At 66.2% G+C, this 24,557-nt stretch carries 24 protein-coding genes and 2 pseudogenes; 12 read left to right on the forward strand and 14 right to left on the reverse strand.

What is annotated here, in order from left to right:
• Positions 1-63: 63 nt before the first annotated feature.
• Together WBP07_RS19100 and WBP07_RS19105 are read right to left on the reverse strand one after the other, a co-directional pair.
• Positions 64-1,857 (reverse strand): UvrD-helicase domain-containing protein, encoded by a 1,794-nt coding sequence (locus WBP07_RS19100; RefSeq protein WP_395395909.1) that lies wholly within the window; start codon positions 1,855-1,857, stop codon positions 64-66.
• A 139-nt stretch (positions 1,858-1,996) separates the two neighbouring features.
• The gene (locus tag WBP07_RS19105; protein ID WP_395395910.1) at positions 1,997-2,203 is read right to left on the reverse strand and encodes a hypothetical protein; all 207 of its coding nucleotides are present in this window, start codon (positions 2,201-2,203) and stop codon (positions 1,997-1,999) included.
• A gap of 479 nt (positions 2,204-2,682) precedes the next feature.
• Between WBP07_RS19105 and WBP07_RS19110 the strand changes: the two genes are divergently transcribed.
• The 7 genes from WBP07_RS19110 to WBP07_RS19140 all read left to right on the forward strand — a co-directional run bounded on the left by WBP07_RS19110 (position 2,683) and on the right by WBP07_RS19140 (position 8,727).
• Positions 2,683-4,845, forward strand: a complete 2,163-nt coding sequence (locus WBP07_RS19110; RefSeq protein ID WP_107917700.1) for a ParB/RepB/Spo0J family partition protein — start codon at positions 2,683-2,685, stop codon at positions 4,843-4,845.
• A gap of 78 nt (positions 4,846-4,923) precedes the next feature.
• A complete protein-coding gene (locus WBP07_RS19115) occupies positions 4,924-5,859 on the forward strand; it encodes an ArdC family protein (RefSeq protein ID WP_048939586.1) in 936 nt (311 codons plus the stop codon).
• A gap of 10 nt (positions 5,860-5,869) precedes the next feature.
• Positions 5,870-6,187, forward strand: coding sequence for a hypothetical protein (locus WBP07_RS19120; RefSeq protein ID WP_048939587.1), 318 nt, complete (start codon positions 5,870-5,872; stop codon positions 6,185-6,187).
• Positions 6,188-6,213: 26 nt separating this feature from the next.
• A complete protein-coding gene (locus tag WBP07_RS19125; protein WP_048939588.1) occupies positions 6,214-6,825 on the forward strand; it encodes a DUF6927 domain-containing protein in 612 nt (203 codons plus the stop codon).
• Positions 6,826-6,869: 44 nt separating this feature from the next.
• Positions 6,870-7,070 carry a hypothetical protein gene (locus WBP07_RS19130; protein WP_041380157.1) on the forward strand — a complete coding sequence of 67 codons (201 nt, stop codon included), beginning with the start codon at positions 6,870-6,872 and terminating at the stop codon, positions 7,068-7,070.
• Positions 7,067-7,582: a thermonuclease family protein gene (locus tag WBP07_RS19135; protein WP_048939589.1), complete on the forward strand. Its 516-nt coding sequence runs from the start codon at positions 7,067-7,069 to the stop codon at positions 7,580-7,582. The genes WBP07_RS19130 and WBP07_RS19135 overlap by 4 nt, the downstream gene beginning before the upstream one ends.
• A 116-nt stretch (positions 7,583-7,698) precedes the next feature.
• A complete protein-coding gene (locus WBP07_RS19140) occupies positions 7,699-8,727 on the forward strand; it encodes a hypothetical protein (protein WP_048939590.1) in 1,029 nt (342 codons plus the stop codon).
• 45 nt (positions 8,728-8,772) lie between these two features.
• Here the strand turns inward: WBP07_RS19140 and WBP07_RS19145 are convergent, their stop codons facing one another.
• On the reverse strand, positions 8,773-9,261 hold the full coding sequence (locus WBP07_RS19145; protein ID WP_048939591.1) for a hypothetical protein: 489 nt from the start codon (positions 9,259-9,261) through the stop codon (positions 8,773-8,775).
• 72 nt (positions 9,262-9,333) lie between these two features.
• Positions 9,334-10,047, reverse strand: coding sequence for a hypothetical protein (locus WBP07_RS19150; RefSeq protein ID WP_395395911.1), 714 nt, complete (start codon positions 10,045-10,047; stop codon positions 9,334-9,336).
• Positions 10,048-10,223: 176 nt separating this feature from the next.
• Here WBP07_RS19150 and WBP07_RS19155 point away from each other — a divergent pair, with 176 nt between their 5' ends.
• A complete protein-coding gene (locus tag WBP07_RS19155; protein ID WP_048939593.1) occupies positions 10,224-10,868 on the forward strand; it encodes a hypothetical protein in 645 nt (214 codons plus the stop codon).
• A gap of 3 nt (positions 10,869-10,871) precedes the next feature.
• On the opposite strand, the gene WBP07_RS19160 is transcribed toward WBP07_RS19155, so the two are convergent.
• Positions 10,872-11,051, reverse strand: coding sequence for a hypothetical protein (locus WBP07_RS19160; protein ID WP_066704209.1), 180 nt, complete (start codon positions 11,049-11,051; stop codon positions 10,872-10,874).
• A 104-nt stretch (positions 11,052-11,155) separates the two neighbouring features.
• Between WBP07_RS19160 and WBP07_RS19165 the strand changes: the two are divergent.
• A pseudogene (locus WBP07_RS19165) lies at positions 11,156-11,524 on the forward strand (hypothetical protein); the annotation flags it as partial.
• Between the two features lie 161 nt (positions 11,525-11,685).
• Here WBP07_RS19165 and WBP07_RS19170 read toward each other — a convergent pair.
• Genes WBP07_RS19170 through WBP07_RS19185 form a run of 4 tightly spaced genes read right to left on the reverse strand, consistent with a single transcriptional unit; the run spans position 11,686 to position 17,927 of the window.
• Positions 11,686-14,865 carry an efflux RND transporter permease subunit gene (locus WBP07_RS19170; RefSeq protein WP_395395912.1) on the reverse strand — a complete coding sequence of 1,060 codons (3,180 nt, stop codon included), beginning with the start codon at positions 14,863-14,865 and terminating at the stop codon, positions 11,686-11,688.
• Between the two features lie 3 nt (positions 14,866-14,868).
• On the reverse strand, positions 14,869-16,023 hold the full coding sequence (locus tag WBP07_RS19175; protein ID WP_395395913.1) for an efflux RND transporter periplasmic adaptor subunit: 1,155 nt from the start codon (positions 16,021-16,023) through the stop codon (positions 14,869-14,871).
• Positions 16,024-16,027: 4 nt separating this feature from the next.
• The gene (locus tag WBP07_RS19180; RefSeq protein ID WP_051743735.1) at positions 16,028-17,284 is read right to left on the reverse strand and encodes a TolC family protein; all 1,257 of its coding nucleotides are present in this window, start codon (positions 17,282-17,284) and stop codon (positions 16,028-16,030) included.
• Between the two features lie 10 nt (positions 17,285-17,294).
• A complete protein-coding gene (locus WBP07_RS19185) occupies positions 17,295-17,927 on the reverse strand; it encodes a cation transporter (protein WP_030090577.1) in 633 nt (210 codons plus the stop codon).
• Between the two features lie 81 nt (positions 17,928-18,008).
• Here WBP07_RS19185 and WBP07_RS19190 point away from each other — a divergent pair.
• Positions 18,009-18,392: pseudogene (locus tag WBP07_RS19190) on the forward strand (helix-turn-helix domain-containing protein); the annotation flags it as partial.
• A gap of 68 nt (positions 18,393-18,460) precedes the next feature.
• Here the strand turns inward: WBP07_RS19190 and arsH are convergent.
• Genes arsH through WBP07_RS19215 form a run of 5 tightly spaced genes read right to left on the reverse strand, consistent with a single transcriptional unit; the run spans position 18,461 to position 21,459 of the window.
• Entirely contained in the window at positions 18,461-19,201 is a 741-nt protein-coding gene (gene arsH / locus WBP07_RS19195) for an arsenical resistance protein ArsH (protein ID WP_030090579.1), read from the reverse strand.
• Complete coding sequence (locus WBP07_RS19200; RefSeq protein ID WP_030090580.1) at positions 19,198-19,632, reverse strand: GNAT family N-acetyltransferase; 435 nt, start codon at positions 19,630-19,632, stop codon at positions 19,198-19,200. The genes arsH and WBP07_RS19200 overlap by 4 nt, the downstream gene beginning before the upstream one ends.
• Positions 19,629-20,690: an ACR3 family arsenite efflux transporter gene (gene arsB / locus WBP07_RS19205; RefSeq protein ID WP_030090581.1), complete on the reverse strand. Its 1,062-nt coding sequence runs from the start codon at positions 20,688-20,690 to the stop codon at positions 19,629-19,631. Before arsB ends, WBP07_RS19200 begins: the two co-directional genes overlap by 4 nt.
• Positions 20,687-21,118, reverse strand: coding sequence for an arsenate reductase (glutaredoxin) (gene arsC, locus WBP07_RS19210; RefSeq protein ID WP_395395914.1), 432 nt, complete (start codon positions 21,116-21,118; stop codon positions 20,687-20,689). Before arsC ends, arsB begins: the two co-directional genes overlap by 4 nt.
• Positions 21,119-21,126: 8 nt before the next feature.
• Positions 21,127-21,459, reverse strand: coding sequence for an ArsR/SmtB family transcription factor (locus WBP07_RS19215; RefSeq protein ID WP_395395915.1), 333 nt, complete (start codon positions 21,457-21,459; stop codon positions 21,127-21,129).
• A gap of 140 nt (positions 21,460-21,599) precedes the next feature.
• On the opposite strand from WBP07_RS19215, the gene WBP07_RS19220 reads away from it, so the two are divergent.
• Both WBP07_RS19220 and WBP07_RS19225 read left to right on the forward strand, forming a co-directional pair.
• On the forward strand, positions 21,600-22,742 hold the full coding sequence (locus tag WBP07_RS19220; RefSeq protein WP_070157525.1) for a tyrosine-type recombinase/integrase: 1,143 nt from the start codon (positions 21,600-21,602) through the stop codon (positions 22,740-22,742).
• Entirely contained in the window at positions 22,735-24,552 is a 1,818-nt protein-coding gene (locus tag WBP07_RS19225; RefSeq protein WP_070157524.1) for a site-specific integrase, read from the forward strand. The genes WBP07_RS19220 and WBP07_RS19225 overlap by 8 nt, the downstream gene beginning before the upstream one ends.
• Positions 24,553-24,557: the final 5 nt, after the last annotated feature.

The following is a 24,557-nucleotide window of genomic DNA, read 5'->3' on the forward strand; positions in this document are numbered from 1 at the left end:
CCATGGGCCTAGGATAGCATAAGCCCCGCCGTCCGCTACCGGATGATGTGGCCGTCCGTCCGATCAAAGCGTCGCGAGTGGCCCTGTCTCGATAAAATCCGGCCATGTGCTGCCATAGTCGCGCAGCAGCGCGGACGAGCAGATCACCGTCATGGCGCTTCCCGCCTGCTGGCGCTTGAGGCGGGTGAGACCTGCATAGACCAGTGCGAGCGACCGCTCGCCCGCATTCTCGTCCACATAGATCACCAGGAGCGGCGATTCCCAGCCCTTGAAGCTGTGTAGGGTCGTGGCCTTCACGCGAGCGTCGCCCATGTAGAAGGCCATCTTTTCGCGCCGGCGCTCCTGCATGTCGGGCGCGAAGGTGGCGACGCTGGCAATGTCGCGGTCGGCGAGCGCAGAGACGACCATCGCGCCTACCGAGGCGTCGGCGGCAAGGAAGGTGATATCGGCATTGGCCAGGGCCTTCCCCGTCCGCCGCATCATTCCGACGATCTCTGTGACGCAGGTCTCGATTCTGTGCTGCGACGTGCACTGCACCCAGCGCAGTGACACTGGGAACAGATCGAGCGATGCTTGTGGCGGACTGGGCAGCTCAACGCCCTCTTCCGGCAGAAAGCTGGTCACGAAGCTCTGGATCAGCGGCAGGGTGGCGGGCGGCAGGCGATAGCTGACGTCGAGCTGCGCCCAGGCGCCACGAAACCCCGCGCCCGCCATTGCCTCGTTGGTCCAGGCCTGGGCCGTCCCATAGACATCCTGCGTGGCATCTGCCGCCAGGATCATCTCCCCGCCAGGCTGCAGAAACCGTCGCAGCGTATTCCACCAGAGTGGGCGATAGTCCTGCCCTTCATCGACCAGGATCGCGTCGTAGCGCGGGCTGTCCTCCTCGGCCGCGGCCGAAGCGACAAGGCTGGGAAGGGCAGCTTCCATCACCGATGCGCCGTCTCCGCTCTTCCACAGCTCGTCATAGGCCTCGCTCCACCCCACCTCCATGCAGACCTGCTTGCACCAGCTGTGGAAGTTGACGAACACGACATTGCGGTGGCCCCCGCGCACCTTGAGCGCGCGCACGACGAGATCGCGCAGATAGTGCCAGAGGGTGATGTTGAAGGTCGCGACCAGCACCGACTTTCCCTCATCGGCAAGGCGCGCGGCCCGCGCTGCGAGGACGAGCGACTTGCCGGACCCGGCGGACCCCTTGATCCGGCGATAGCCGCTCGCGGTTCGGGTCTCGGCTAGCTGCCGCTGGTTTGCGTCCATCTCCAGCGGTTGGCGCTGCGTGACCGAGAAATCAGGTTCCACCAGCCATCCACGCAGATCGGCCGCGATGTCCTCGCGCATGAGCATCGAGTGCCGGCGCTGCGATTCCGGCATGATCAAATCGATCCGGCCGGCGGCGAGCTCCACCCGACCGCTGACCGGTTGATAGCGCGCCAGAGGATCATTCTCATCGCGCGTCAGGAAGCCGGCGAAGAGGTCGCGCACGCGCCGGCTGTCGGCGAAGGGGAAAATCACGCCAGCCGTCACTGCGGCAAAGCCGGCATTCTGCTTCAGGCGAGGGCAGTAGAGCTTGTAGACCGCATCTCGGTAATGATTGACCTTGGTGACGGGGTTCTGCGCCGCAAGGGAAAAGCTCTTTCCGTCCTTGCGCCCGTGCAGGTCCCGGCCGCCGGCGGGCACGAAATAGTGCATCGCATCGAGGTTCCAGTCCTTTAGCTCGAAGACGGCGATTCCCACCGAGGGGTTTAATAAAACGAAGTCGGGGCGCAGGCCGTTGAGATGCGGCTGGCAATAAATCTCCCATTCCGGGTCGAGATGCGCGTCGAAAAACTCGAGGACTACGCGCTCGCCGGGCGTCAAGGGCTGGCGCAGTCGGTCGAGATCCTCCCGTGGAGGAGAAATGATCCGGTTTCTTCTCAACGCGATGCCCCGCCAATTCCCGCGATCCTCCTAGGGAAGAGGTGGAGGGTTTCCAATCCCTCGAGGCCCGACGAATGGCCTAATCGCTGCTGAGCGGAATACCCGCGATGAGCGCGGCGCTTTGCGGATCGAGCTCTTCGCCGGGCTGGAGGGGCCGCGCCGCGAGCGCCACATCGAGCGCATGTTGCAGCCGCGCCGCCGTATCCCAGTCCTGGGCCTTTTCCAGAAACACCATCGCCTGCCGCATGAGGCCTATCGCGATGCCGCGGCTGTTCGTCTCTGCCATGCCCATATCCTCGAGCTCCCGATTAAACCGTGGGAGAGGGGGCGATTGGCCTGTCGTCCGAACTCCCGCGCACTGGACGCGGGAGCCGCCGGACCTCGCAACATGTGAACACACATGCGCCGTCACCTTTAACCCGAAGGTCTGGACATGCGCGACGGCAGCCCGGAAACCGATGGTTTTCGAGTTGCTTGTGTTCACGGACTTGCGAGGTCCGGCGCTGCCCTTTGCGCAGCGCAGCCCCGCCCTAACAGAGGGGCCGGGAGCGGCCAACCGGTTCCTTTTTTTGACCGGGTTCCCAGCGTCGTTGGCAGGTGTCGGCGCCCCGTTCCGCGTGCCTAGGCGATCGCTGTCGCACCCGCAGGCCGCAGCCCCCGGTCGGACAGCCCGGGCGCCCGAAACGGCCAGCGGCGGGGCCGCTGCAAAGAGAAGGGGGGTCGGTAGGGTGTCCCGGGATGGTCCGGGCATCAAGGAGACTTCCAGTGATCGACAGCGTCAAACTCAACAAGCTCCGCCTCTCGCCGATCAATGTGCGCAAGGTTTCGGAAGACCGGCTGCGTCTCGACGAACTCACCCCCGACGTCGAGGCCCGCGGCATCCTGCAGAACATGCTGGTGACCCCGGCCAAGCCCAAGGGCACGTTCGAAGTGCTCGACGGGGGACGGCGCTGGCGCGCACTGATGCGCCTGGTCGAGGCGGGTTCGATCGTCGCGGCCGACTATGACGTGCCGGTGCGCGTCATCACAGGCGACATCGCGCATCTGAGCGAAACGTCCTTCGCCGCCACCTATCACCAGCTGCCGCTCACCCCCGCCGAAGAATGCCGCGCCTATGAGCATTTCATCGGCAAGGGCGCCGACATCGACGGGGTCGCCAAACGCTTCGGCAAGACCCGCCGCTTCGTCGAAGGCCGCCTGCGCCTGGCCTCGCTGGCCGAGCCGATCTTCGACGCGCTGGCCTCGGGCGCGATTACGCTCGACATCGCCAAGGCCTATGCCTCGACGGAAAGCCACGACAAGCAGCTCGATGTCTGGAGCACCTACGGCCAGAACAGCTACGTCAACGCCGATTCCATCCGCCGCGTCATCGCCAACGACGCCCTTAAATCCAACGAACCGATCGCGCTCCTGATCGGCGAGGACCGCTATGCGGCCGCCGGCGGCCGGGTCGATCGCGACCTCTTCAGCGAGGGCGGCGACCGCTGGATCGATCCCGAGATCGCCAAGGGCGTCGCTGCCGAGATGATGGAAGCCGAGGCCAAGCGCATCGGCGAGGAATCCGGGCTCGCCTGGATCCGGCCGATCGCAAGCAGCTATGCCTATAACCACGCGCAGGATCTCTACCGCGTCATGCTCGATCCGCCCGAACTGACCGACGAGCAGGCCGCGCGCCTGGAAGCGATCGAGGCGCGGCGCAGCGAGCTCGAAGAGCTGATGCAGGACGAGGCGCTCGACGAGGATCAGTTCAAGGCACTCGACAGCGAGGACGACGCGCTGATGGCCGAGGCCGAAGCCATCGAGAACCGGCTGCCGGTGCTGCCCGACGAGCTCAAGCCGCATGTCGGCGCGTTCCTCCTCCTGACCCCGCAGGGCGAAATGCGCCTCGACACGCAGTTCTTCAGCGAACAGCCCATCCAGCGCATCGATGACGAGGCGCAGGGCGAGGGTGAGGAGGACGACGGCGAGGGCGGCGAAGAGGGCGAGCGCCTGGCAGGCGGTTTCCGCATCGGCGGGGCCGACAAGGAGGCGCCCAGCCTGCCCGAGGAAGCCGTGGGTCCGGGCGGCAAGCCGCTCAGCGCCCGGCTCTACGACGAACTCGCCATGCAGCGCCGTGACATCCTGGCGGCTTCGCTCCTCGCCGAACCCGCGCTCGCGCTCGACTATGCCCTCTTCACGATGATCGACGCGCGCAGCCAGTCCACGCGTCATACCGGCTACCACAGCGTCCACTATGGCTCGACGCTGCGGGCCGGAGCACCGCAAGACCCGGTCTCGGGTGATATGCCGGTGACCCGCGCGCGGCAGTATCTCGCCGAGGCCCATGACGGGCTCGACGCGGCCTGGACGGAACCGGCCGATATCGTGGAGCGGTTCGAGGCCTTCCGCGCGCTCGGCGACGACGCCAAGGCAGCCTGGCTCGCCTATATCGTCGCCGTCTCGCTCGAGGCCAAGGGCGGTTTCAAGGCGGAACAAATCCCGCTGCAGAACCGCCTCGCCTCGATCCTCGAGATCGATGTCGCCGCCTGGTGGCGGCCCACCGCGGAGAACTTCTTCGACCGGGTCAACAAGGGCACGATCCTCACCCTGCTCAACGATGTCGGCGGGGGCTCCCTGACCGCGCGCCATGCCACGCTCAAGAAGGGCGAGATCGCCGCGAGCTGCGAAAAGCTCTTTGCCGGGGAGTCGATCGTCGAGCCTGACGTCAAGGAGGCGGCGCTCGCCTGGGTCCCCAATGCCATGCGCTTCCTGGATCGCGTGCCGGAACAGGCAGAGGAATCCCTTGATGCGTTTGGCGACCCCGACGTGGCCGAAAGCGACGGGGCTGATGACAGCGAGACCGACGACGGTGACGCGGTGACCGCCGGGCCGACGGCTTCCGCGCCGGCCGAGGCCGACGAAGACGAACTCGCCGCCGCCGAGGCCTGAGCCTCAAATCCTGTCCGCAAGCGACCACCGGCGTGTTCTCGCGCCGGTGGTCGTCTCGTCTGTGAGGAGTTTTCCATCATGTCCAAGCCTGCACGAACCGGCCGGGATGCCGCGGCCGAAATCAGCGCCATCATCATCGATCGCCTTGAAAAGGGCGTACCGCCCTGGACCCGGCCCTGGCGCACGAGTGGCAGCGGCGGCCGGCCGCTCCGGCACTGCGGCACGCCCTATACGGGGATCAACAATCTCCTGCTTTGGGCGCTCGGCGACATGCACGGCTACCGGTCGCGCTACTGGATGACCTATCGGCAGGCGAGCGAGCTCGGCGCGCAGGTCCGCCGCGGAGAGCAGGGTGCCCTGTCCCTCTATTATTCCTCGTTCAAGAAGACCGAGACAGACGCCGTGAGCGGTGAGGCCGTGGAACGCAGCATCCGCTTCCTGCGCCATTACATCGTCTTCAACGCCGACCAGATCGATGGCCTGCCCGGCTATTATTACCCGCCCGAGGTGCCGGCCACGCCGCTGTCCCCCTCTCTGCGGCAAGCGGCGATCGACAGCTTCTTCGCGGCGATCCCCGCCGATGTCCGTCATGGCGGCAACGGCGCCTTCTACTCGCCCACCTTCGACTATATCCAGATGCCCAAGCGCTCGAGCTTCATCTCGATGGACCATTATGCGAGCGTTAGGGTCCATGAAACGGGGCATTGGACCGGCCATGGCGACCGGCTCGCGCGCACCTTCGGCAAACGCTTCGGCGACAAGGCCTACGCATTCGAGGAACTTGTCGCCGAGATCACCGCCGGGCTGGTCTGCGCCGAGCTTGGCCTCCCCAACGAGTTGCACGACAGCCACGCGAGCTATGTTGGCCACTGGCTCGGCATCCTCAAGGCCGACAAGACCGCCATCATCCACGCTGCGTCCAAGGCCGAACAGGCCTTCGCCTATCTGACGGCGTTCGGCGAGGCCGGGCAAGCGGGCAGCGCCCCGCCGCCCGCACTTGCCGCGGCTGCATGAGGCGGCCGCCATGACCCCTGAAACCAAGATCCTGGCCTGCCTGTCGACGGCCCATCTCTCAGCCGAGGTCGCGGCGGAACTGGACGCCATCCTCGCCTATCCGCCGCCGCTTGCGGCCCGCCTCAACCCCGCGCTGTGGCAGGCGCATATCCTCATGGACCGCTGGCTGGATTATGGCTGGTTCATCTGGGTCGCATCTCCTGCCCGCGCGCATATGCCCGGCTCGCTCAAGGCCTGCCTCGACCTCGCCGAAGCGTCCGGCGCCGCCTGGCTGCAGTTCGACCGCGACTGCGCACCGATCGCCGAACTGCCGGTCTACGACTGGTAATCCCCTCTCATCCAAGGAGAACCCTCATGGGTTGGCTCACCATGTCTCGCCATTCGATGGGGGGGCACGCAACCGCGAAAGCCTATCTCGACGACCAGTTCACCTATGAGCGCGACCATCCCAAGGGCGGCACGCGCGGCCTCAAGGTGCTCGCCTCGTCCTGCCCTGCAAACCGCGTCTATTATGCGGCCGCTCAGGTGACACGCGACGGCATTGGCGGCGAGGTCTTCGCCATCGTCTGCCTCGTCCTGTGGAACCCGCGCAGCGCGAGCGGCGAAAATTTTGGCTACAAGGATATGACGGAAAATATGGGCCCCTGCGAGGCTGCCTGTCCCGCCGCGATCCTCGATCTTCTGACACCGACCACAAACGAGCATGCGCTCGACTGGCGACGTCGCTGCCGCGAGGCGCTCGCCCGCCGTTCCCGAAAGATCGAGACCGGCGCTCGCATCAAGCTGCCCGCGCCGGTCCGGTTCTCCGACGGGCATGTGGGCGAAGAATTCATCGTTGACCGGATCGGCCGCCGGGTCATCCTGCGCGATCCCGAGACGCGCATGCCCTACCGGATTGGCCGCTTCATGGACCAGGCCTGGACGATCGTCCCGGAGACCAAGGTCCACAAGACCCTCTTCGCCTGAGCGCTCTTGCCTCCCGTCCCTCCTGCGAAGACAAGGATCTGATCATGTTCCCTTTTCCCTTTCCCCGGTCCGCCAAGCGCGACCTCCTGTGCAGCCGACAGAATGCCGAGCGCGTCGCTGCACGTCTGTTCGCCGCCGGCGGCGGGCCGATCAGCGTCGTGCGCACCGGCGATCTTCTCCAGCCCTACCGCGTGGCCCTGGTCCCGGCCCGCTATGAGCAGGTCGAGACGGTCATGGTATCATGATGGGTCGCAAGGTCATGCTCTCAAGCGTCTTTGCAGCCCTGCTTATGGGCTCCAGCCTGTCGGACGCCCAGAGCTTCCATGCGCGCGGCCGCGCGCTCGACGGCGATACAGTCGCTGTTGATATCCGCCTGCTCGGGATCGATGCCTTCGAGACAAGGCAGATGTGCGAGCGCCGGAACGGCTGCTGGTCGTGCGGCAAGGCCGCGCAGGATCTCGCAGCACGGGCTCTGCGCGACGCCGAGGCGGTCATCACGTTGACGCCCTCATCCACCTATGGCCGTCCGGTCGCCACCGTGACCGTTCGCGGCGCTGACCTCGGCGAGACGCTGCTCCGCGCCGGGCTTGCAATCCCGCAATCGCAGTATCTTCGCCGCGATCCCGCGCGCCGCGCGCGCTATGAGGCGGCCTTCGCCGAGGCCCAAGGCCGCAAGGCAGGGGCCTTTGCCGGCACCTGGCTGCCCCCCGCACGATGGCGCAAGGGCGAACGCCTCGCCTGCGAGCGCCGACAATAATCCCTTTTCCGCAAGACCTCGGCGCTTGAAGCGCGCGGCACACCCCGCAGGCACCTGGGCGCGCCGAGGCTGGCGGCGGGCTTTGCCGATGAGGCTGGTCTCCAAGGACATGTCGCATGGTTACGTCCTCATCCCAATCGCGCGCGATCACGCTGATGGTCGGGCTGCCGCATCTTCGCTCCGGCCCGCTGCTCGCCCGCGCGCGCAGCCTTGCGCTGCCGGTCCTCGTCTCCGCCAACGCCTTCTCCCGCTGGGTGGACGCAGCGCAGGGACGTGAATGGGCCGGCTGGAAACTCCAGGGCCTGAAGAATGCGACCCGTCTCCACAGTCTTTGCCTGGACAGTGCCGGGTTCAGCGCCATGGCTCGCTATGGCGGCTTTCCCTGGACCATCGACGACTATGTCGCGCTCGCATCTGCCTTTCCCTTTCGCTGGTGGGCGAGCCTCGACTATTGCGTGGAGCAGGAGGTTGCCCGAGACCGCGAGGAGGTTCTCGACCGGATCGCGCGCACCGTCCGGGCCAATATCGAATGTCATGCGCGCGCTGTCGATCGGAATATCGCCAGCACGTTCCTGCCGGTCATCCAGGGCCGCCTGCCGCAAGATTACGAACGCTGCGCCACTGCGCTCGCAGGCCTTGTCGAGCGTCATACCCTCATCGGTGTCGGATCGATGTGCCGAAGACCCATCCATGGCGACGCCGGTCTCATCGCGGTGGTGGATCATCTCGACCGCGTCCTGCCGCCAGCGGTGCGGTTGCATCTCTTCGGCGTGAAGGGCGCGGCCATTCCCTTCCTCAAACCCTTCGCGCGCCGCGTCGCCTCGATCGACAGCCAGGCCTATGGCATCGCAGCGCGCAGCAAGGCGCGGGCGCATGGTTGTCGAAAGTCCGATGACCTCGTCGCCGACGAGATGGAGCGGTGGGTCGAGCAGCAGCGGGCGCGGCTACGCCAGCCTGCCCGCGCCCTGCCGATCGCGGCGCCAGCGATAGCGCCGCCGCTGCGGTTCGATCCTTGGGAAGAGGCGATCGCCCAAGCGCGGGAGGATCTGCGCGCGCTCATCGAAAGCGGCGACCTCGATCATGATGCGCCTGTGACCGGATGGGTCGAGCAATGGGCCGCAGACCTGATGCACGTTGAGGCTTGATGGCGATCACCAAGCACGGCGCCGGACGCGGCACAGCCCTGCAGCTCAGGATTTGACGACCGGCTCCGCCCACCAGGACGCACCTTGGACAAAATCGGCACGACTCTCGACGAGGGGGCCATCGGGCTCCGCCGCGACATAGGGGTTGGTCAGCGGGAGGATCGTTCGCTTTTCACGGTGGATCTGGCCGGCGACCCGGCCGCGCCGCTCGAGCAGATCCTCCAACCAGGCGAGGTCGTCGAGCATCTCGACCACGCCGCGACCAGCCAGGCAGAAATAGATCGTCCGCTGAAAGTCGTCGGCCTGCGGATTGGACAGGAGGCTTGCGAGCTTCCGTTTGCCTTGCGCCAGCCCCTCGTGGATCCACTGGGCCGCCTCGCGGATCTCGCGCACGGCATAATAGGCATCGAGCGCATCCATGCCGATGGCCGCATTGGCGATCATCCGGCGCGTCGGCCGATTGTCGGGATCAAGCGCGGCATCCCGTAGCGTGATATCGAGATCGAACCGGTCGAGAAAATTGGACATGCTCATGGCGGAAACTCCCTTCGCGTGGGAACGTACCGTGAACATCTGGCGTGGTCAACTGGTCGGCATCGACCTGGATCAGGCCTTGTCGGCCGCGTTGGCGAGTTCGCGATGAACGGCCCTGGCGAGATTGAGGTCGTAGCTGAGCGCGCTGCTGACCGGGAGGCTACGCACGCCCAGGGCCTGGAGCGTATAGTTGAGGTCGGGCGTCACCGCCGCGCCCGCCGCTTCGATCGGCAGGTCCCAAGGCCGAAGCGGCGAGACCGGCCATCGCACGCCCTCGGCCTCGCGCATTAGTGTATCGCCATGCAGGCAGAAGGCGGACGGATCGCAGCGATAGTCCATGTCGATCCGGGCCGCGATCGTGTTGTCGCCCGCGTCGCGCGCGACGAAGGCCCGGTGACGCCCCTCGATGACCTGATAGAGAGCGGGAAGTCCAGCCATCGTCAGGCGTTGCACCTTCACGGGCAGGCTGTTCTGCGCGTCCCGGCGGTCGCGTACGGCTCCGACCAGCCGGTCGAACCGGACCGGCTGGGCTAGCACGTAGCGCAGTTCGATTGCGGCCGCCTCGGGCGGCGCGACAATGCCACGGGAAAAGGCGGTGGCGCAGACGGCCCGCGCGAAAAGATCGACCTGAAACGGTCCTATGACGCTGAAGATACCGGTCGCATCCGGCCCGGCCATCTCGTTCGCGCGCTCACCAAGCTCAGGATGTCCAGGGATGCGCAGGTCCGACACGCCGCCACGCAGGCATTCCATCATGTCGATGCCCATCGCCTGAGTCCTCTCCATTTCGGAGGAATTTTATACCTTGCCGAGGCGTCTGACTATCCGGCGGTTCTTTCCCGTGGCCGCATCGGAAAGGTCCGCAGTCTGCAAGGACCTCCCAGCGCCAGGCGCCGGAAAAAGGGGAGGGGGGCCGAGAGGACGAGCGACGTGGATCGCTTGGCCCCTCGGAGACTTTCCCCATGAGCTACGATGTTGCGTTTCGCCACCAGCAGGCCCTCGACCCGAGCGCGCTCTCGAGTGTCACCACCACATTGCACGCGATCGGCGCCGCGATCACCGACTGCCGCAACGCTGGCAAGGACGCCGAGATCGACCCTGCGGTCATCCTCCTTATCCGTCACCTGTCGCAAGTGTGCGAAGCCCGGCCGCCCAGCACCCTGCTGCGCCGCGAATGCCTGGACGCGATCGCTGAGATCCGGCGGCATCCTGTGCTCAAGACGCTCGCCTATCGCGGCGTTGCCTATGACGAGCCCGCCAAGCGCCTCTTCCACAGCGAGGGACGGATCGCGATGCGGCGGCTCGCCGAGGCCCTGGATCTGGCCGAGGGCAGCTTCGATGTCCGGTCCAACAAGGGCGGCGTTGCCGTCTCCGGCGAAATCACGCTCCACGGCGAGGACATCTGGGTCCAGCTCAGCCTGGGCCTCATGGGACCGGACCGCGAGATCCTCTACCGGCGCGTCCACGGCCGAAAGGACCATATCGGCGAGCGCAACCATTATGCCTCGATCCGCGACCTCATGGCGCCCGATCGCTTCGCCCGGAAGATCTGCCGGGATCTCAATCTGGCACCCGCCACCCGATCGGACGGCCGGCTGTTCGCCTGACCCTCAGGCCGGCGGCGGCTCGACATGGCCCAGCCACCGGGCCAGCAAGCGCGCCATGGTGGCGCGATAGTCAGCGGGACTGTCGGGTTCGGCCGTCGCTTTCCATCCGCATTGGCACTGAACGGTGCGCACCGCGTCATGGGGCGGCGCTGCGTAGACGATCATATGCGCCCTGAGCGGCATCTTTCGTTTCCCCCCGCGGCGCGATGCTGCGCGCGCGCGGGGCGGCTGTCCACATTTTTGTCCGTAGCGCCCGCCTGCGGGCAGACTCCCTGAAAGGAGACCTCATGCACCGCTTGCCTAATGACGCGGCACCTTGCCGCGTGCCCGACAGGATCGCCCTCGATCCGCAGGCGCCCATCATCCTCGCCTATGGCATCGGGGTCGATTCCACCGCGCTTCTCATCGAGCTTCACGCGCGCGGCGAAACGCCCGATCTCGTCCTCACCGCTGACCCTGGGGCCGAAAAGCCCGATACCTATGAATATCAGGCGATGATGGCCGCCTGGATGGCGGCCCGGGGCATTCCCTATGAAGTGGTTGCTTACCGGCCCAAGCGCTTCAAGCACTATCCGCCCTATGCGACGATCCTCACCAACCTGCTGGCGAACGCGACGCTGCCGAGCATTAGCCTGGGCCGTCACAGCTGCTCGTTAGGTCCTGTTCCCCATCCTGTCCGCTTAGCACCGGACGGAGATAGGGTCAGGCCGACCGCCGCGCTAACCCAAAGAGCTGGCGGTGGTCGGCCTGACCGCTATCGCGGCGGAACGACGACGCTGTGGAAAATGTCGCCGGGCGAATGCATTGAAAACTATCGTCAAGCTTCGATCTCTTTTCGTCCGAACCGAATATATAGCGTCGGCAGAACGAACAGTGTGAGCAGCGTTGCTGAGATCAGCCCGCCGATCACCACGGTCGCGAGCGGCTTCTGGACTTCCGCGCCAGCGCCGTCTCCCAGCGCCATTGGTAAGAACCCCAACGAGGCGACCAGCGCGGTCATGACGACGGGTCGCAGGCGCGCCAGCGCGCCCTCCCGAGCGGCATCCTCGCGGTGCCGACCAACGCGCATGAGGTCCTGGATCGATGCAACCATGACGAGGCCGTTGAGGACCGCGATGCCGGAAAGCGCGATGAACCCGACTGCGGCAGAGATAGAAAACGGCATGCCGCGGACGACGAGCGCGAGGACACCACCGATCAGCGCCAGCGGGACGCCGGTGAACACGATCGCGGCTTCGCGGACGGTGCCGAGCGCGCCATAGAGCAGCAGCAGGATGAGGGTGAAGCAGGCCGGCACGACCAGCATCAGCCGGGCTCGCGCCGAAGCCAGATTCTCAAACTGGCCGCCCCATTCGAGATAGATGCCGGCGGGAAGCCGCACATCGTTCGCGATCGCCGCCTGCGCCTCCGCCACGACGCTCGCTACGTCACGACCGCGCACATTGGCCTGCACGACCACCCGCCGCTTGCCATTTTCACGGCTGATCTGGTTGGGGCCGTCGTCGATGCGGATGTCGGCAACACTGGCGAGCGGCACCGACGCGCCCGACGGCGTCGGCACCGGAACCTGTCCCAGAGTCTCGAAATTGGCGCGATCGGCATCGGACAGGCGGATGACGATCGGGAAATGCCGATCGCCCTCGAAGATCACGCCGGCTTCGCGGCCGCCGACCGCCGCGGCGACCACATCCTGGACATTCTTCGCGGTGACACCCAATGCCGCCGCCGCATCGCGGTTGAACGCGATGTCGAGCATGGGCAGGCCCTCGGTCTGCTCGACCTTGACGTCCTGCGCTCCGGCAGTCTTGCGCAGGATCGCGGCGACCCTGTCGGCTGTATCGTTCATCTGCCCGAAGTCGTCGCCGAAGACCTTGACCGCAATATCGCTGCGGACGCCGGCGATCAGCTCATTGAAGCGCATCTGGATCGGTTGGGTGATCTCGTAGGAATGGCCGGGCACGCGGGCCAACCGCTTCTCGATGCGCTCGACGACCTCGGCCTTGGCCTCACCGGGGTCGGGCCACTGATCGCGCGGCTTGAGCATGATGAATGTGTCGGTCGCGTTGGGCGGCATTGGGTCCGAGGCCAGCTCTGCGGTGCCGGTGCGCGAGAATACGACCTTGATCTCCGGCATTCCGGAGAGTGCCTTCTCGATCTGGAACTGCATCTTCTGGCTCTGCTCGACCGATGTGCCAGGCACCCGGTAAGCCGACACCAGCACATTGCCCTCATCGAGTTGCGGCAGGAATTCCTGGCCGAGCGCCGCATAGCCACCAACCGCGAGCGCCAGAGCACCCAGCGCGATCCCGACGGTGAGCGACGGCCGACGCATGGCCCGGTCGAGCCCCGGCTCGTAGCGTCGGCGCAGCCAGCCGACGATCCGGTTCTCCTTCTCCTCGACCGGCCTGCTCAGCCAGATCGCGATCGTCGCCGGCACGAAGGTAAGCGAGAGGATGAAGGCGAAGACCAGCGCCATGATGACGGTGAGCGCCATCGGCTCGAATGTCTTGCCCTCGACGCCCGAGAGGGTGAGCAGCGGCACGTAGACGAGGATGATGATCGCCTGCCCATAGACCGAAGGGCGCACCATCTCGCGCGCGGCATGGGCGACCACCGACATGCGCTCGCCCAATTCCAATGCGCGTCCATGATGATGCTGTCGCTCCGCGATACGTCGCAGTGCGTTTTCAACGATGATGACCGCGCCATCGACGATGAGGCCGAAATCGAGCGCGCCAAGGCTCATCAGGTTCGCCGACACGCCGACCTGCAGCATCCCGAACCCGGTCAACAGCATCGTGATCGGGATGACGGCGGCTGCGATCAACGCCGCGCGGAAATTGCCGAGCAGCACGAACAGTACGATGATGACCAGCACGGCGCCTTCGCCGAGGTTGCGGGCGACGGTCGATATCGTCGAATTGACCAGCACGGTGCGGTCCAGCACCGGCTCGATCAAGATGTCGGGCGGCAGCGACGGGCCGATCCGCTGGAGCCGTGCGCCGACCCCGGTCGAGACGGTGCGGCTGTTCTCGCCGATCCGCATCACCGCGGTCCCGGTCACAACCTCGCGGCCATCTTCCGATGCCGAGCCAAGCCGGATTCCCTGGCCGAGCCGCACGTCCGCCACCTGCCCGAGCAGGATCGGCGTGCCTTCGCGCGTCGCGATCACCGTATTGCGAAGCTGGGCGATGCTGCGGATGCGCGCGTCCGACCGGACCGCGAGACCCTCGCCGTTGCGATCGACCACGCCCCCGCCGATCGCGCTGTTGTTCGCCTCGAGCGCCGCGGCCAGGTCGCTCAGCGACAGCTTTAAGGCGGCGAGCTTCTGGACGTCGGGCACGACGAGGAATTCCTTGTCGTAACCGCCCAGTGAATCCACGCCGGCGACGCCGGCAACCGACTTGACCTGCGGGGCGACGATCCATTCCTGCACGCTGTGCAGATAGGTCGCCTTGTCGGCCTCGCTCACCAGCCGATCGCCCTCGGGCGTGATGTAGCTGCCGTCGGGCTGGATGCCGGGCTCGCCGGGCTTGTGCCGGTCGTGGCCGCGCTCCTGATAGTGGAGCGTCCACATGTAGATGTCGCCCAGGCCCGTCGCAATCGCCCCCATCTCGGGGGTGATGCCCTCGGGAAGCGAGTCCTTGGCGTCGACGAGCCGCTCGCCGACCTGCTGGCGCGCGAAATAGATGTCGGTCGCGTCGGAGAAGACGGCCGTGACCTGCGCGAACCCATTGCGGCTCAGCGAGCGCGTGCTTTCCAGTCCTTTGATGCCGGCCAGCGCAGTCTCGATCGGAAAGGTGACCTGCTTCTCGATCAGCTCGGGCGAGAGATTGGGTGCGCGAACATTGATCTGCACCTGATTGTTGGTAACATCGGGGACGGCGTCGATCGGGAGGTGCCGAAGCGACATCGCGCCGATGAGGGCCGCAATGACCGTCAGCACCAGGACGAGCCAGCGGCGCTCGACCGCGACGGTGACGATGCGATCGATCATGGCTCAGTCGTCGTCCCCGCCTGCGCCTTTGCCAAGTTCGGACTTGAGCGTGAAACTGTTGGCAGCAGCGACCTGTTCGCGGCCCGTGAGCCCGGAGGCCACCACGATCGTGTCGCCGGCCTGGGCACCGAGCGCCACTGCGGTCGCCCTGAACCCGTCCTGCGTCCGCACGAACACGACCGACTTGCCGTTCACCGTCTGGATCGCGGTCAGCGGTACGCGGATCGTGGGGTCGCCCGTGCCCGCAAGCTGGATCGCGGCCGTGACGGCTTCGCCGACCCGCCACTGGCCGGCGCGATTGTCGATGGCGGCAATCACCGGCACTTGGCGCGTCTGCGGATCGAGAGCAGGAGAGACGAAGGTGACGCGGGCTTGCCCGGCTCGCCCAGGTGCTGTCACCGTTACAGTCGCGCCGGGGCGCACGCGCCCGGCATCCGCTGGCGAGAGCGACAACGACAGGGAAACCGTCGAGAGATTGGCGACACGGATGAGTTCCGCGTCCGCCGCGACGGTCTGTCCGAGCACCGCGGTCCTGCTGATGACCTGACCAGAAAGTGGGGAGACGATGCCCACGCGGTTGAGCGATCCGCCGGCACCGCCGGTCGCGGCGAGCTGCTGGCGGGCGAGCCGCAGCGCGATGCTCGCCTCGGCCGCGGCGGTGCGTGCCGCGATCAGATCCTGTTCGGGCGACACGCGCTCGGCAAACAGCCGCTGCTCGCGCGCATAGTTGGATTGCGCCAGTGCGAGCCGTGCCCGCGCTGCTTCAACCTCACCCTTGAGCGAGGCCGCCTCGCGGCTCTCGATCACCGCCAGCGTTTCGCCGCGCCGAACGGGCTGGCCGAGATTGCGGTTGAGCGCCACGACGCGCCCGGCGATCGATGCCGATACGACCTGCGTGCCCTCGGGGCTGCCCTCGACGGTGGCGGGAAGCTCGATCGCGCCGCCATTGGCACCAACCGTCGGGCGCACGATCTCGATACCGGCCGTCCTGATCTGGTCGAGCGTGAGCTTGACCGTGTCGGCCTTCTCGCCGGCTTCGCCCTTTTCCGCCGCTTCCGATTTTTCTCCGGCTTCCTCCTTGGCGGCATGCCCTCCGCATCCGCCAAGCAGCGCCGCCAGGAGGAGCGGCGCTACCGCCCGGTGAAAGGGAAAGCTCATCGGATCAGTCCTTGGCAGAGGCGGTCAGCCGGTCGAGCTGGGCCTGGGCGACGTGGAAGGCGGCCAGCGCGTCGACGGCGGCGGCACGCGTTTCGGCGAGCGTGCGCTCGGCTTCGAGCAGATCGAGCTGTCCGAACTTGCCTTCGCGATAGCCGATACGGGCGATACGGGCTGCCTCCTGCGCCGCCGCCAACGAAGGTCCAGCGGCGGTGCGGGCGGCGTCGGCGGCATTGGCAAGCTCGGCGTCGGCCTGCTCGATCGCCTGCGAATTGTCGAGTTCGGCGGCGCGTCGCAGCGCCTCGGCGCGATCGCGTTCGGCACTCGCCTGCGCGACTGCCGCCGAGCCATTGTTGAACAAGGGAAGCGGCACCGACACGCCGAACACCGCCGCCACATCGTTGTTGATGGGCAGGCGGCGCAGACCGACACTGGCCGTCACGTCGGGAATACGCTGCGAGCGTGCGAGGCGAACCTGCGCCTCCGCCGTCTTCTGGTCGGCTCGCGCCGCGGCGACCGCGAGGCTGTCGCGCGACAGCGCCGGGCCGTAGCCGCCGACATGATCGAACCAGGCTTCATCGAGCGGGCCGGTCACCGGCCGTCCCACCCGGCGCGCGAGATTGGCCCGCGCGAGGTTGGCGAGCCTCGTGGCCCGATCGAGGGCGGCGACGGCATTGCTCCGCAGCACTTCGGCCCGCTGCTCCTCGAGCGGGGAGGCACGGCCGGCGCGCACGCGAACATTGGCGGCCCGAACCGTTTGCCCGGCGATGTCCGCCTGTTCGCGCGCTGCGACCAGGCGGCGGTCGGCTGCGACCGCTTCCACGTAAGCCAGGGTCACGGCGAGCCGGAGATCCGCTTGCGCGATCGCCCGGTCGATCTGCGCGCGCGCGCCCTGGGCATCAGCAACGCCAATCCGCGCCGAACGCTTCCCGCCAAGCTCGATCGGCACCCCTACCGATATGGTCTGCTTCGGCGCCTCGATGTCGTTATAGGCGCGCGAACCGCCGACATTCTCGATGTCGCCGTTGAGCGTGGGATTGGGTCGCAGACCGGCGACGTCGCGGCCGGCGCTGACGGCGCGAATACCCGCCTCGGCCGCCTGCATGTTGGGTGAGGCCGCGCCGGCCAATTCCAATGCCTGGTCGAGAGTCAGGGCAGGGCCGGTGGCAGGCGCCGTCGTCTGCGCGTGCCCCAGAGGCGCGAAGGCCGCGCCGAGAGCAGCGACGACGAGCGTGCGAGCAAGGCTGGGAGAGCGCAGCAGCATGGACCTTGGATCAACGGGAAGGCTGGAGTTCTGCCCGCGCGTTGCGGACGATCTCGTAGGCGGAGTGAAGAAACAGCAACGCAATGACGCCTGCGACGGCCAGATCGGGCCAGGCGCTGCCAGTCCAGGCGACGAGGGCAGCGGCAACAATGACGGCGATATTGGCGAGTGCGTCGTTGCGGCTGAACAGCCAGATCGCACGGACGTTGGCGTCACCCTCGCGGAACCGGGCGAGCACCAGCGCGGCGGAGACGTTGACCGCCAACGCGACGATGCCGATGCCGCCCATCAGTTCCGCCTCCGGCGCCGTGGCATTGAACGCGCGCCAGGTTGCGAAGCCGATTACCCCGATACCCAGCGCGCCGAGAAACAGCCCCTGTGCAAGCGCCACTTGCCCTCGCGCGCGGGACGACCACGCCAGTGCCAGGAGACCGATCAGGCTGATCGAGCCGTCGCCGAGGAAGTCGAGCGAGTCCGCCTTGAGCGCCTGGCTATCGGCCAAGAAGCCGCCGCCCAGCTCCACGAGACCGAAGCCGAGGTTGAGGGCGACGACGATCACCAGCGAGCGCCGGTAAGCCGGGTCGTGCTGCGCGCGCTTTTGATCGCCGTGGCAGGCGCAGGAATCAGATGAGGAATCGGCCATCAGCCTTCCCTACAATCTCCAGTCACTGTAGAAGCAAGCGGATTTGCGAAAAGGGTCGCGGCAGCCTGGGGCGGTCATGGAATGAAGATCGGCGAATTGTCGCGTTCGACGGACACCAAGGTGACGACGATCCGCTTCTACGAGGAGATCGGCCTCCTGAACCGACCTGCGCGGACGGCGTCAGGCCGGCGCACTTACACGACCGGCGATGTCGAGCGGCTCAATTTCGTCCGGAACGGCCGCAGGCTGGGATTCTCAATCGAGGAGATCCGCTCGCTGATCGCACTCGCCAGCGAACCAAACCGTGATTGCGGAGAGGCAATGACGATAGCATCGTGCCACCTTGCTGCGGTTGAGGAACGATTGGAGCAGCTCACTGCACTTCGGGACGAGCTGGCCGTGATGAGCCGCGACTGCGACCGACAGCGCATTGCCGATTGTCGCGTGATCCATACGATCGCAAGGCCCGTCGGGTCGCCGATATCGATCGGTTTGTCGCCGGCCGGGGCTGGCCGCGCAATGAGCTGCGAAGGTCACGCTACGGCGCGCGAAGCCAGTTCCGCCGCATCGTCGCGCCTCCGTCGTTCAGCCTTTCGTTCTGAATAGCGATCAACGAGTTGCACGGTGTGCGGGCGGGTCAGAACCGTGAACCGAACCAACTCCTCCATCACGTCAACAATGCGGTCATAATAGCTCGACGGGCGCATGCGGCCATTCTCGTCGAACTCCTTGAACGCCATTGCCACGCTCGACTGGTTGGGGATGGTGATCATCCGCATCCAGCGGCCGAGCAGGCGCAGGGTGTTCACCGCGTTGAACGACTGCGAGCCGCCCGACACCTGCATGACGGCGAGCGTGCGGCCCTGGGTTGGCCGCATGCCGCCGAACTCCAGCGGCAGATGGTCGATCTGCGCCTTCATGATGCCGGTGATCTGGCCATGCCGCTCCGGGCTACACCAGACCATGCCTTCAGACCAGAGCGCGTGCTCGCGAAGCTCATGCACGGCGGGATGATCGTCGCCCTTCACCTGATCGGGCAATGGCAGGTCGCTGGGGTCGAATATCCGCACCTCGGCGCCGAACAGGATCAGCAGCCGCGCCGCTTCTTCGGCGGCGAGCCGGCTGAATGACCGTTCGCGCAGCGACCCGTAGAGCAGCAGGATGCGCGGCGGAGGCTGATCGTCGCCGAGGCCCGCACCCGGCCGGGTGATCACGATGCTCCGATCAAGCGCGGGCAGATGGTCGGGGTCGGTCAGCGTGCGGAGACGGGTCATCCAAGATCCTTGACGAGATAGGTCGCACGAGGACCGCACAGCGACGTGAACTGCGCGGTCGCGGCGATGAAGGCGGGTGCCGCGTCGCGGTCGGCGTCGACATAACCAAGCCCTCGGAAGAACTCGGCGCTACCATTGGTGAGGAGGTGCAGCCGCTCGACCGTGCCGTCTGCTACCCGTTCGAGGCGTTCGACCAGCATGCGCCCATAGCCCTGGCCACGACGGGTCGGCAGCACGACCAGCGAGCGGAGCAGCCGGTCGGCGCCGTCGCCCTCAAGGCCAACGAACCCGATCAGCCCGTCATCGTCGGACAGGCTGAAGAACATCTGGTTGCGGCCACCCAGATCGTCTGTCGGGAGCTGGGCGGCTTCGAGCGCGAGCCGGAGAACGTCGTCGGCCTGCCGCGCCTCCGAGAAATAGACCTGCGTCACGCCGTCGCGCCCGCTTCGTACCACGGCCGCGTCCGCTTCACGATCGCAACGACCGACAGCATCACCGGCACCTCGACAAGCACGCCGACGACGGTGGCCAACGCCGCACCCGAGTTAAGCCCAAACAGGCTGATCGCTGCGGCAACCGCCAGCTCGAAGAAGTTAGACGCGCCGATCAGGGCGGCCGGGGCCGCCACGCACCATGCCACCCCGAACCGGCGGCTCAGCCAATAAGCGAGCCCCGCGTTGAAATAGACCTGAATCAGGATCGGTACCGCAATCAGCGCGATGACGAGCGGATGGGCGATGATCGCCTCACCCTGAAACCCGAACAGCAGAACCAGCGTGGTGAGCAGCGCCAGCAGCGAGATCGGTCCAAGTCGGGCCAGCAGACGATCGAGGGCGGCCTGTCCACCCGAGCCGATCACCGCACCGCGGACGATCTGCGCGACGATCACCGGCACTACGATGTAGAGCATGACCGAGATCAGCAGCGTGTCCCATGGCACTGTGATGGAGGCGACCCCGAGCAGCAGGCCGACCAGCGGGGCGAAGGCGAACACCATGATCACGTCGTTGAGCGCGACCTGGCTCAGCGTGTAGGTCGGCTCACCCTCGCAGAGGTTGGACCACACGAACACCATCGCCGTGCAGGGCGCAGCCGCGAGCAGGATCAGGCCGGCGATGTAGGAACTGACCTCGGCCGCCGGCAGCAAGGGTCTGAACAGCCAGCCCAGGAATAGCGTGCCGAGCAACGCCATCGAAAACGGCTTCACCGCCCAGTTGATGAACAACGTGACGCCGACGCCCTTCCAGTGCTGACGCGCCGAGCCGAGCGCCCGCAGGTCGATCTTGAGCAGCATCGGTATGATCATTAGCCAGATGAGCACCGCGACGACGAGGTTGACCCGTGCGACCTCGGCCGACGCGATCGCCCCGAACAGGCTCGGGAGGGCGTAGCCAAGGGCGATCCCGACCATAATGCACAGTGCCACCCAGACGCTGAGATAACGTTCAAAGGTGCTGATCACCGACTTGGGCGGCGCGGCCGTGGTCATGCGCCGATCCTGTTGCCCGCCTCGTCGATGACCTTCTCGCCATCTTCCTTGGTGAAGGCGCCACGCTGCCCGGTCGGCAGCAGGTCGAGCACTTCTTCGGACGGGCGGCAGAGCTTCACGCCTAGCGGCGAGACGACGATCGGGCGGTTTATGAGGATCGGATGCTCGATCATCGCGTCGATAAGCCGGTCGTCGCTGAGCGCCGGGTCGCCGAGGCCAAGCTCGGCATAGGGCGTGCCCTTCTCGCGCAACAGCGCGCGAGGCGTGATGCCCATGCGACTGATCAGCGAGACGAGGCGCGAGCGGTTCGGCGGCGTCTTCAGATACTCGATGACGTGCGGCTCGATGCCGGCGTTCTGGATCATCGCCAGCGTGTTGCGCGACGTCCCACACTCGGGGTTGTGATAGATGATGATATCGACGGTCATGGCAGCCTTCAGCAGCAGGGGTTAAGCTCGGCGATCAGCGGCTCGCAAAGCTCCGCCTTGCCGCCGCAGCAATCCTTCACAAGGAACAGGGTCAGCGCCTTCAACTGGTCGAGATCGGCGCGATAGTTGATGATGCGGCTGCGCCGCTCAGACCGGATCAGGCCGGCGCGCGCGAGGGTCGCGAGGTGCACCGACATGGTGTTCTGCGGCACATCGAGCGCCTTGGCGACCTCGCCCGCAGGGAGACCTTCGGGCTCGTGGCGAACAAGCAGGCGAAATGCGTCGAGGCGCGTGCCCTGCGCGAGCGCGCCGAGCGCCGAGATGGCTGAGTCGTTGTCCATATATCTACGGTAGTGGATATATAGATCACCAGCAAGCCTGGCTTGTTCCGCCGTCGCCTTGTCGCACCAAGCGACCGAAGCCCCCCGAGAACAGCTATGGTCATCGACATTGCCCCGCATGCGCGAGGGGAGGCAATCTCATGGTCACCATTGTTCGGGCGGGTTCCGGCGAACTAGGTATCCCCGCTGGCCTGCCGATCCTGTTCGACGCCGACATGGCGATAATCGAGCCTGCCTTCGTCTGGCTGATGGAGCATGCGGAACTCAGTGGCCGCGCCCAGGCGTCTGAAACCGTGCGGACCTACGGTGAGCATCTGTACGACTGGTTCGACTCGCTGGAGCAATCGAGGATCGAATGGCGCGAGGCCGACGAGCGCGTCATCGCCGCCTATCGGAACCGAATGCTGGAGAATCCCAGCACGCACACCGGAAGGCCTTACGCCCGGACGACGATCAACGCCCGCGTCTCGACGGTCTGCCGCTTCTACGCTTGGGCGCTCGATCAGGGGCTGATCGATCATTGCCCCTTCCGGCTGACCGAGAAGATGACGCTGATGCTCGATGGCGCCTATCGTCCGGGCTTGCAGCGGCGGCAGGTCAATGCGCTGATCGTCTCGCGCCCCGAGAAGCTGCCGCGGCCACTACGCGCCGACGAGCTGGCGCGGCTCTTCGCGCATCTCAAGCCCACAGCGCGTCTGGCGGCACAATGGGCGCTCGGGGCGGGCTTGCGCCGTAAAGAGCTTTGCGCACTCACAGTCGAACAGCTCCCCGATAGCTGGCCGCTCGACCTCGGCAGCGACCCGCTGGTCGGTGTGCCGCTGCATATCACCAAGGGCGATCGGCCGAGGACGGTCTATCCGCCGCTGCGGTTGCTCGATCATACGCATTGGTATGTCGGTGAGGAGCGCGCACGGATCGTCCGCCGTATCCGTCGATCCGATCAGCACTACCGCGTGCCTCCCAATCTCCTGTTGAACGAGCATGGCCGCGCCATGACCCGCAAGCTCCTGACGGCGCAGCTCGCAGAAGCGTTCAAGGCCGCAAGGCTCCATGGGACATTACATTGGCTGCGCCACACCTTCGCGATGGCGATGCTCGCTCGTCTCCAGGTCCAGGCGCGCGCGAACCCCGATCTCAATCCGCTCAAGGTCGTGCAGGTGCTCCTCGGCCATGCCTCGATCACAACGACGGCGATCTATCTGCGCTGCGTCGAACTGCACGAACGCGACCTGAGCGAAAGCCTCGCCTATCTCTACGGCGAGCTGATCCCGAACGATGACTAGGGGCCGCCTCGATCGGACACTACGGCTCGACCCGGTGCCGCCGGATCACCGCGCTGACGTCGCTGAAATCCAGTTCCGCGACGAATGGGGCAAGGTCGTCCAGCGCTTCGACCCTGCGCTGTTCGGAATGCCGGATGACCTGAGCATAGCTATCGCCCGCGCCTTCCGCGATCATGACGTGGCTTCAAGCGCCGCCACCCGCATCGCGCGTTGGTTCGCCCTGCGCGTGTTCGGCAGGTTCCTACGCGAAGACGCCCGTGTTCAGCGTGCGGCCGACCTGGATACAGCGACGATCCGCCGGTTCATCACGTGGCTGGCCAAGCCTATGAATGGACGCGAGCGCGGTGTCCGTTCGCAATCGGCGCAGCTTGGGATGATCCGACCGGTCCTCCAGCGCGCGATAGCGGACAATCCAGGCATGTTCGCGCCCGACTTCACCCTTCCCAACAATCCCATCCCACTCGCCGGCATCCAGCGGACACCGCAAGAGAGGCTAACACCGGCTGCAATGCGCGCGTTGCTGGCCGTCTGCTACGCCGACATCGACACGGCCTGGGACAAGTTCCAGCATGGGCAAGCCGTCGTTGCCCTTCCGAACGTGCCGCTCCATGGCGGCCGGAGCGCCGAGCGGGATCGCTGGATCTGGAAGCTCCATCGCCTCGGTCACGGGATCATGCCGCCCGCCCGACGGTCGGACTTTGGCAAGCCGGATAGGCAACGGATCGCCGACGTTGGCGGGTTCCGGGAGCTCGAAGGCTATCTTCACCTCACCACAGACACGCTCGCTGCGTTCTATATCGTCCTGCTGATCCAGACAGCGGCTAATGCCGGCCCTCTGCGCCAGATCAAGCGCGACTGCCTGGTGCCCCATCCACTCGACCGAAACCGGGTCATGGTCGAGTGGGTGAAACCCCGCGCTGGCGGCAAGGTGAAGCGAATGCAACGACGCTCGTTCGACAATCGCCGGCCGTATGCGGCACCCCGTCTGATCGGGAAGCTCCTTGCGATGACGGCGCCGTTGCTGCCGCATGTCGAGCCTGCCCGCCGCGACCGATTGTTCCTGCACCGCTTCCTTATGACGACTGGCCGTCTCGCGCGCCAGCATCACGCCGGCCATATCGTACAGGCGACACTGCGGTCGGCGATGTTGCGCTTCTATGAGCGTCATAACGCCGCGATCACGTCGTGGAACGAAGCGCATCCCGAAAAGCCCCGTTCGCCGCTTCCGGACTTCTCGCCCAAGCTGTTCCGCAGCAGCATGGCCAGCGCCCACTATACCGCGTCTCAGGGCGACATCATGGAGGCCAAGGCGGTCCTCAATCACGCGAGTGTCGTCACAACCGACATCTATGTCGACGGTGAGGCCGTCCGCCGCCTCGAACGCGAAACAATCGCCCGGCTCCAGTCGCTGATGATCACATGGGTCCGGGGGGAGACAAGTGCGGACCGCCAGCCACATCCGACATCGGACGCCGGCGCCCCCGTAACGGTGTTGTTCGGTCACGACTGCCTTCGCCCGACCGACAATGGCCACGCGCGCCCCGGTCGCGTCTGCCCGAAACTCGGAGGCTGCCTCGCCTGCCCGGGCCTGATCGTCCCGATCGATCCGGATCATCTCGCCCGGATCGTCCAGGCGACCAGACACCTTGAAGCGGCGCGCGAGGGGATCGACCCGATCCGGTTCGGCCTCTTCTACGCGCCCAGCCTTCAGGTACTGACCAAAGATCTGCTCCCGGCGTTCCCGCCCGAGATGATACCGGATGCCGAACGGCTCATGTCCGCTCTGCCGCCGCTGCCGGACCTGGAATAGTCCTC

This window comes from Novosphingobium oxfordense (assembly GCF_044029435.1).
GTDB lineage: Bacteria > Pseudomonadota > Alphaproteobacteria > Sphingomonadales > Sphingomonadaceae > Novosphingobium.

Excerpts from the sequence above, each read along its gene's own strand:
- WBP07_RS19180 (WP_051743735.1), bottom strand. The coding sequence starts at position 17,284 with ATGCTGCTGCGCTCTCCCAGCCTTGCTCGCACGCTCGTCGTCGCTGCT.
- WBP07_RS19225 (WP_070157524.1), top strand. The coding sequence starts at position 22,735 with ATGACTAGGGGCCGCCTCGATCGGACACTACGGCTCGACCCGGTGCCG.
- WBP07_RS19140 (WP_048939590.1), top strand. The coding sequence starts at position 7,699 with ATGGTTACGTCCTCATCCCAATCGCGCGCGATCACGCTGATGGTCGGG.
- arsB (WP_030090581.1), bottom strand. The coding sequence starts at position 20,690 with ATGACCACGGCCGCGCCGCCCAAGTCGGTGATCAGCACCTTTGAACGT.
- WBP07_RS19170 (WP_395395912.1), bottom strand. The coding sequence starts at position 14,865 with ATGATCGATCGCATCGTCACCGTCGCGGTCGAGCGCCGCTGGCTCGTC.
- WBP07_RS19135 (WP_048939589.1), top strand. The coding sequence starts at position 7,067 with ATGATGGGTCGCAAGGTCATGCTCTCAAGCGTCTTTGCAGCCCTGCTT.
- arsH (WP_030090579.1), bottom strand. The coding sequence starts at position 19,201 with ATGACCCGTCTCCGCACGCTGACCGACCCCGACCATCTGCCCGCGCTT.
- WBP07_RS19185 (WP_030090577.1), bottom strand. The coding sequence starts at position 17,927 with ATGGCCGATTCCTCATCTGATTCCTGCGCCTGCCACGGCGATCAAAAG.
- WBP07_RS19130 (WP_041380157.1), top strand. The coding sequence starts at position 6,870 with ATGTTCCCTTTTCCCTTTCCCCGGTCCGCCAAGCGCGACCTCCTGTGC.
- WBP07_RS19105 (WP_395395910.1), bottom strand. The coding sequence starts at position 2,203 with ATGGCAGAGACGAACAGCCGCGGCATCGCGATAGGCCTCATGCGGCAG.
- WBP07_RS19125 (WP_048939588.1), top strand. The coding sequence starts at position 6,214 with ATGGGTTGGCTCACCATGTCTCGCCATTCGATGGGGGGGCACGCAACC.
- WBP07_RS19215 (WP_395395915.1), bottom strand. The coding sequence starts at position 21,459 with ATGGACAACGACTCAGCCATCTCGGCGCTCGGCGCGCTCGCGCAGGGC.
- WBP07_RS19120 (WP_048939587.1), top strand. The coding sequence starts at position 5,870 with ATGACCCCTGAAACCAAGATCCTGGCCTGCCTGTCGACGGCCCATCTC.
- arsC (WP_395395914.1), bottom strand. The coding sequence starts at position 21,118 with ATGACCGTCGATATCATCATCTATCACAACCCCGAGTGTGGGACGTCG.
- WBP07_RS19115 (WP_048939586.1), top strand. The coding sequence starts at position 4,924 with ATGTCCAAGCCTGCACGAACCGGCCGGGATGCCGCGGCCGAAATCAGC.
- WBP07_RS19220 (WP_070157525.1), top strand. The coding sequence starts at position 21,600 with ATGGTCACCATTGTTCGGGCGGGTTCCGGCGAACTAGGTATCCCCGCT.
- WBP07_RS19155 (WP_048939593.1), top strand. The coding sequence starts at position 10,224 with ATGAGCTACGATGTTGCGTTTCGCCACCAGCAGGCCCTCGACCCGAGC.
- WBP07_RS19160 (WP_066704209.1), bottom strand. The coding sequence starts at position 11,051 with ATGCCGCTCAGGGCGCATATGATCGTCTACGCAGCGCCGCCCCATGAC.
- WBP07_RS19150 (WP_395395911.1), bottom strand. The coding sequence starts at position 10,047 with ATGGAGAGGACTCAGGCGATGGGCATCGACATGATGGAATGCCTGCGT.
- WBP07_RS19175 (WP_395395913.1), bottom strand. The coding sequence starts at position 16,023 with ATGAGCTTTCCCTTTCACCGGGCGGTAGCGCCGCTCCTCCTGGCGGCG.
- WBP07_RS19145 (WP_048939591.1), bottom strand. The coding sequence starts at position 9,261 with ATGAGCATGTCCAATTTTCTCGACCGGTTCGATCTCGATATCACGCTA.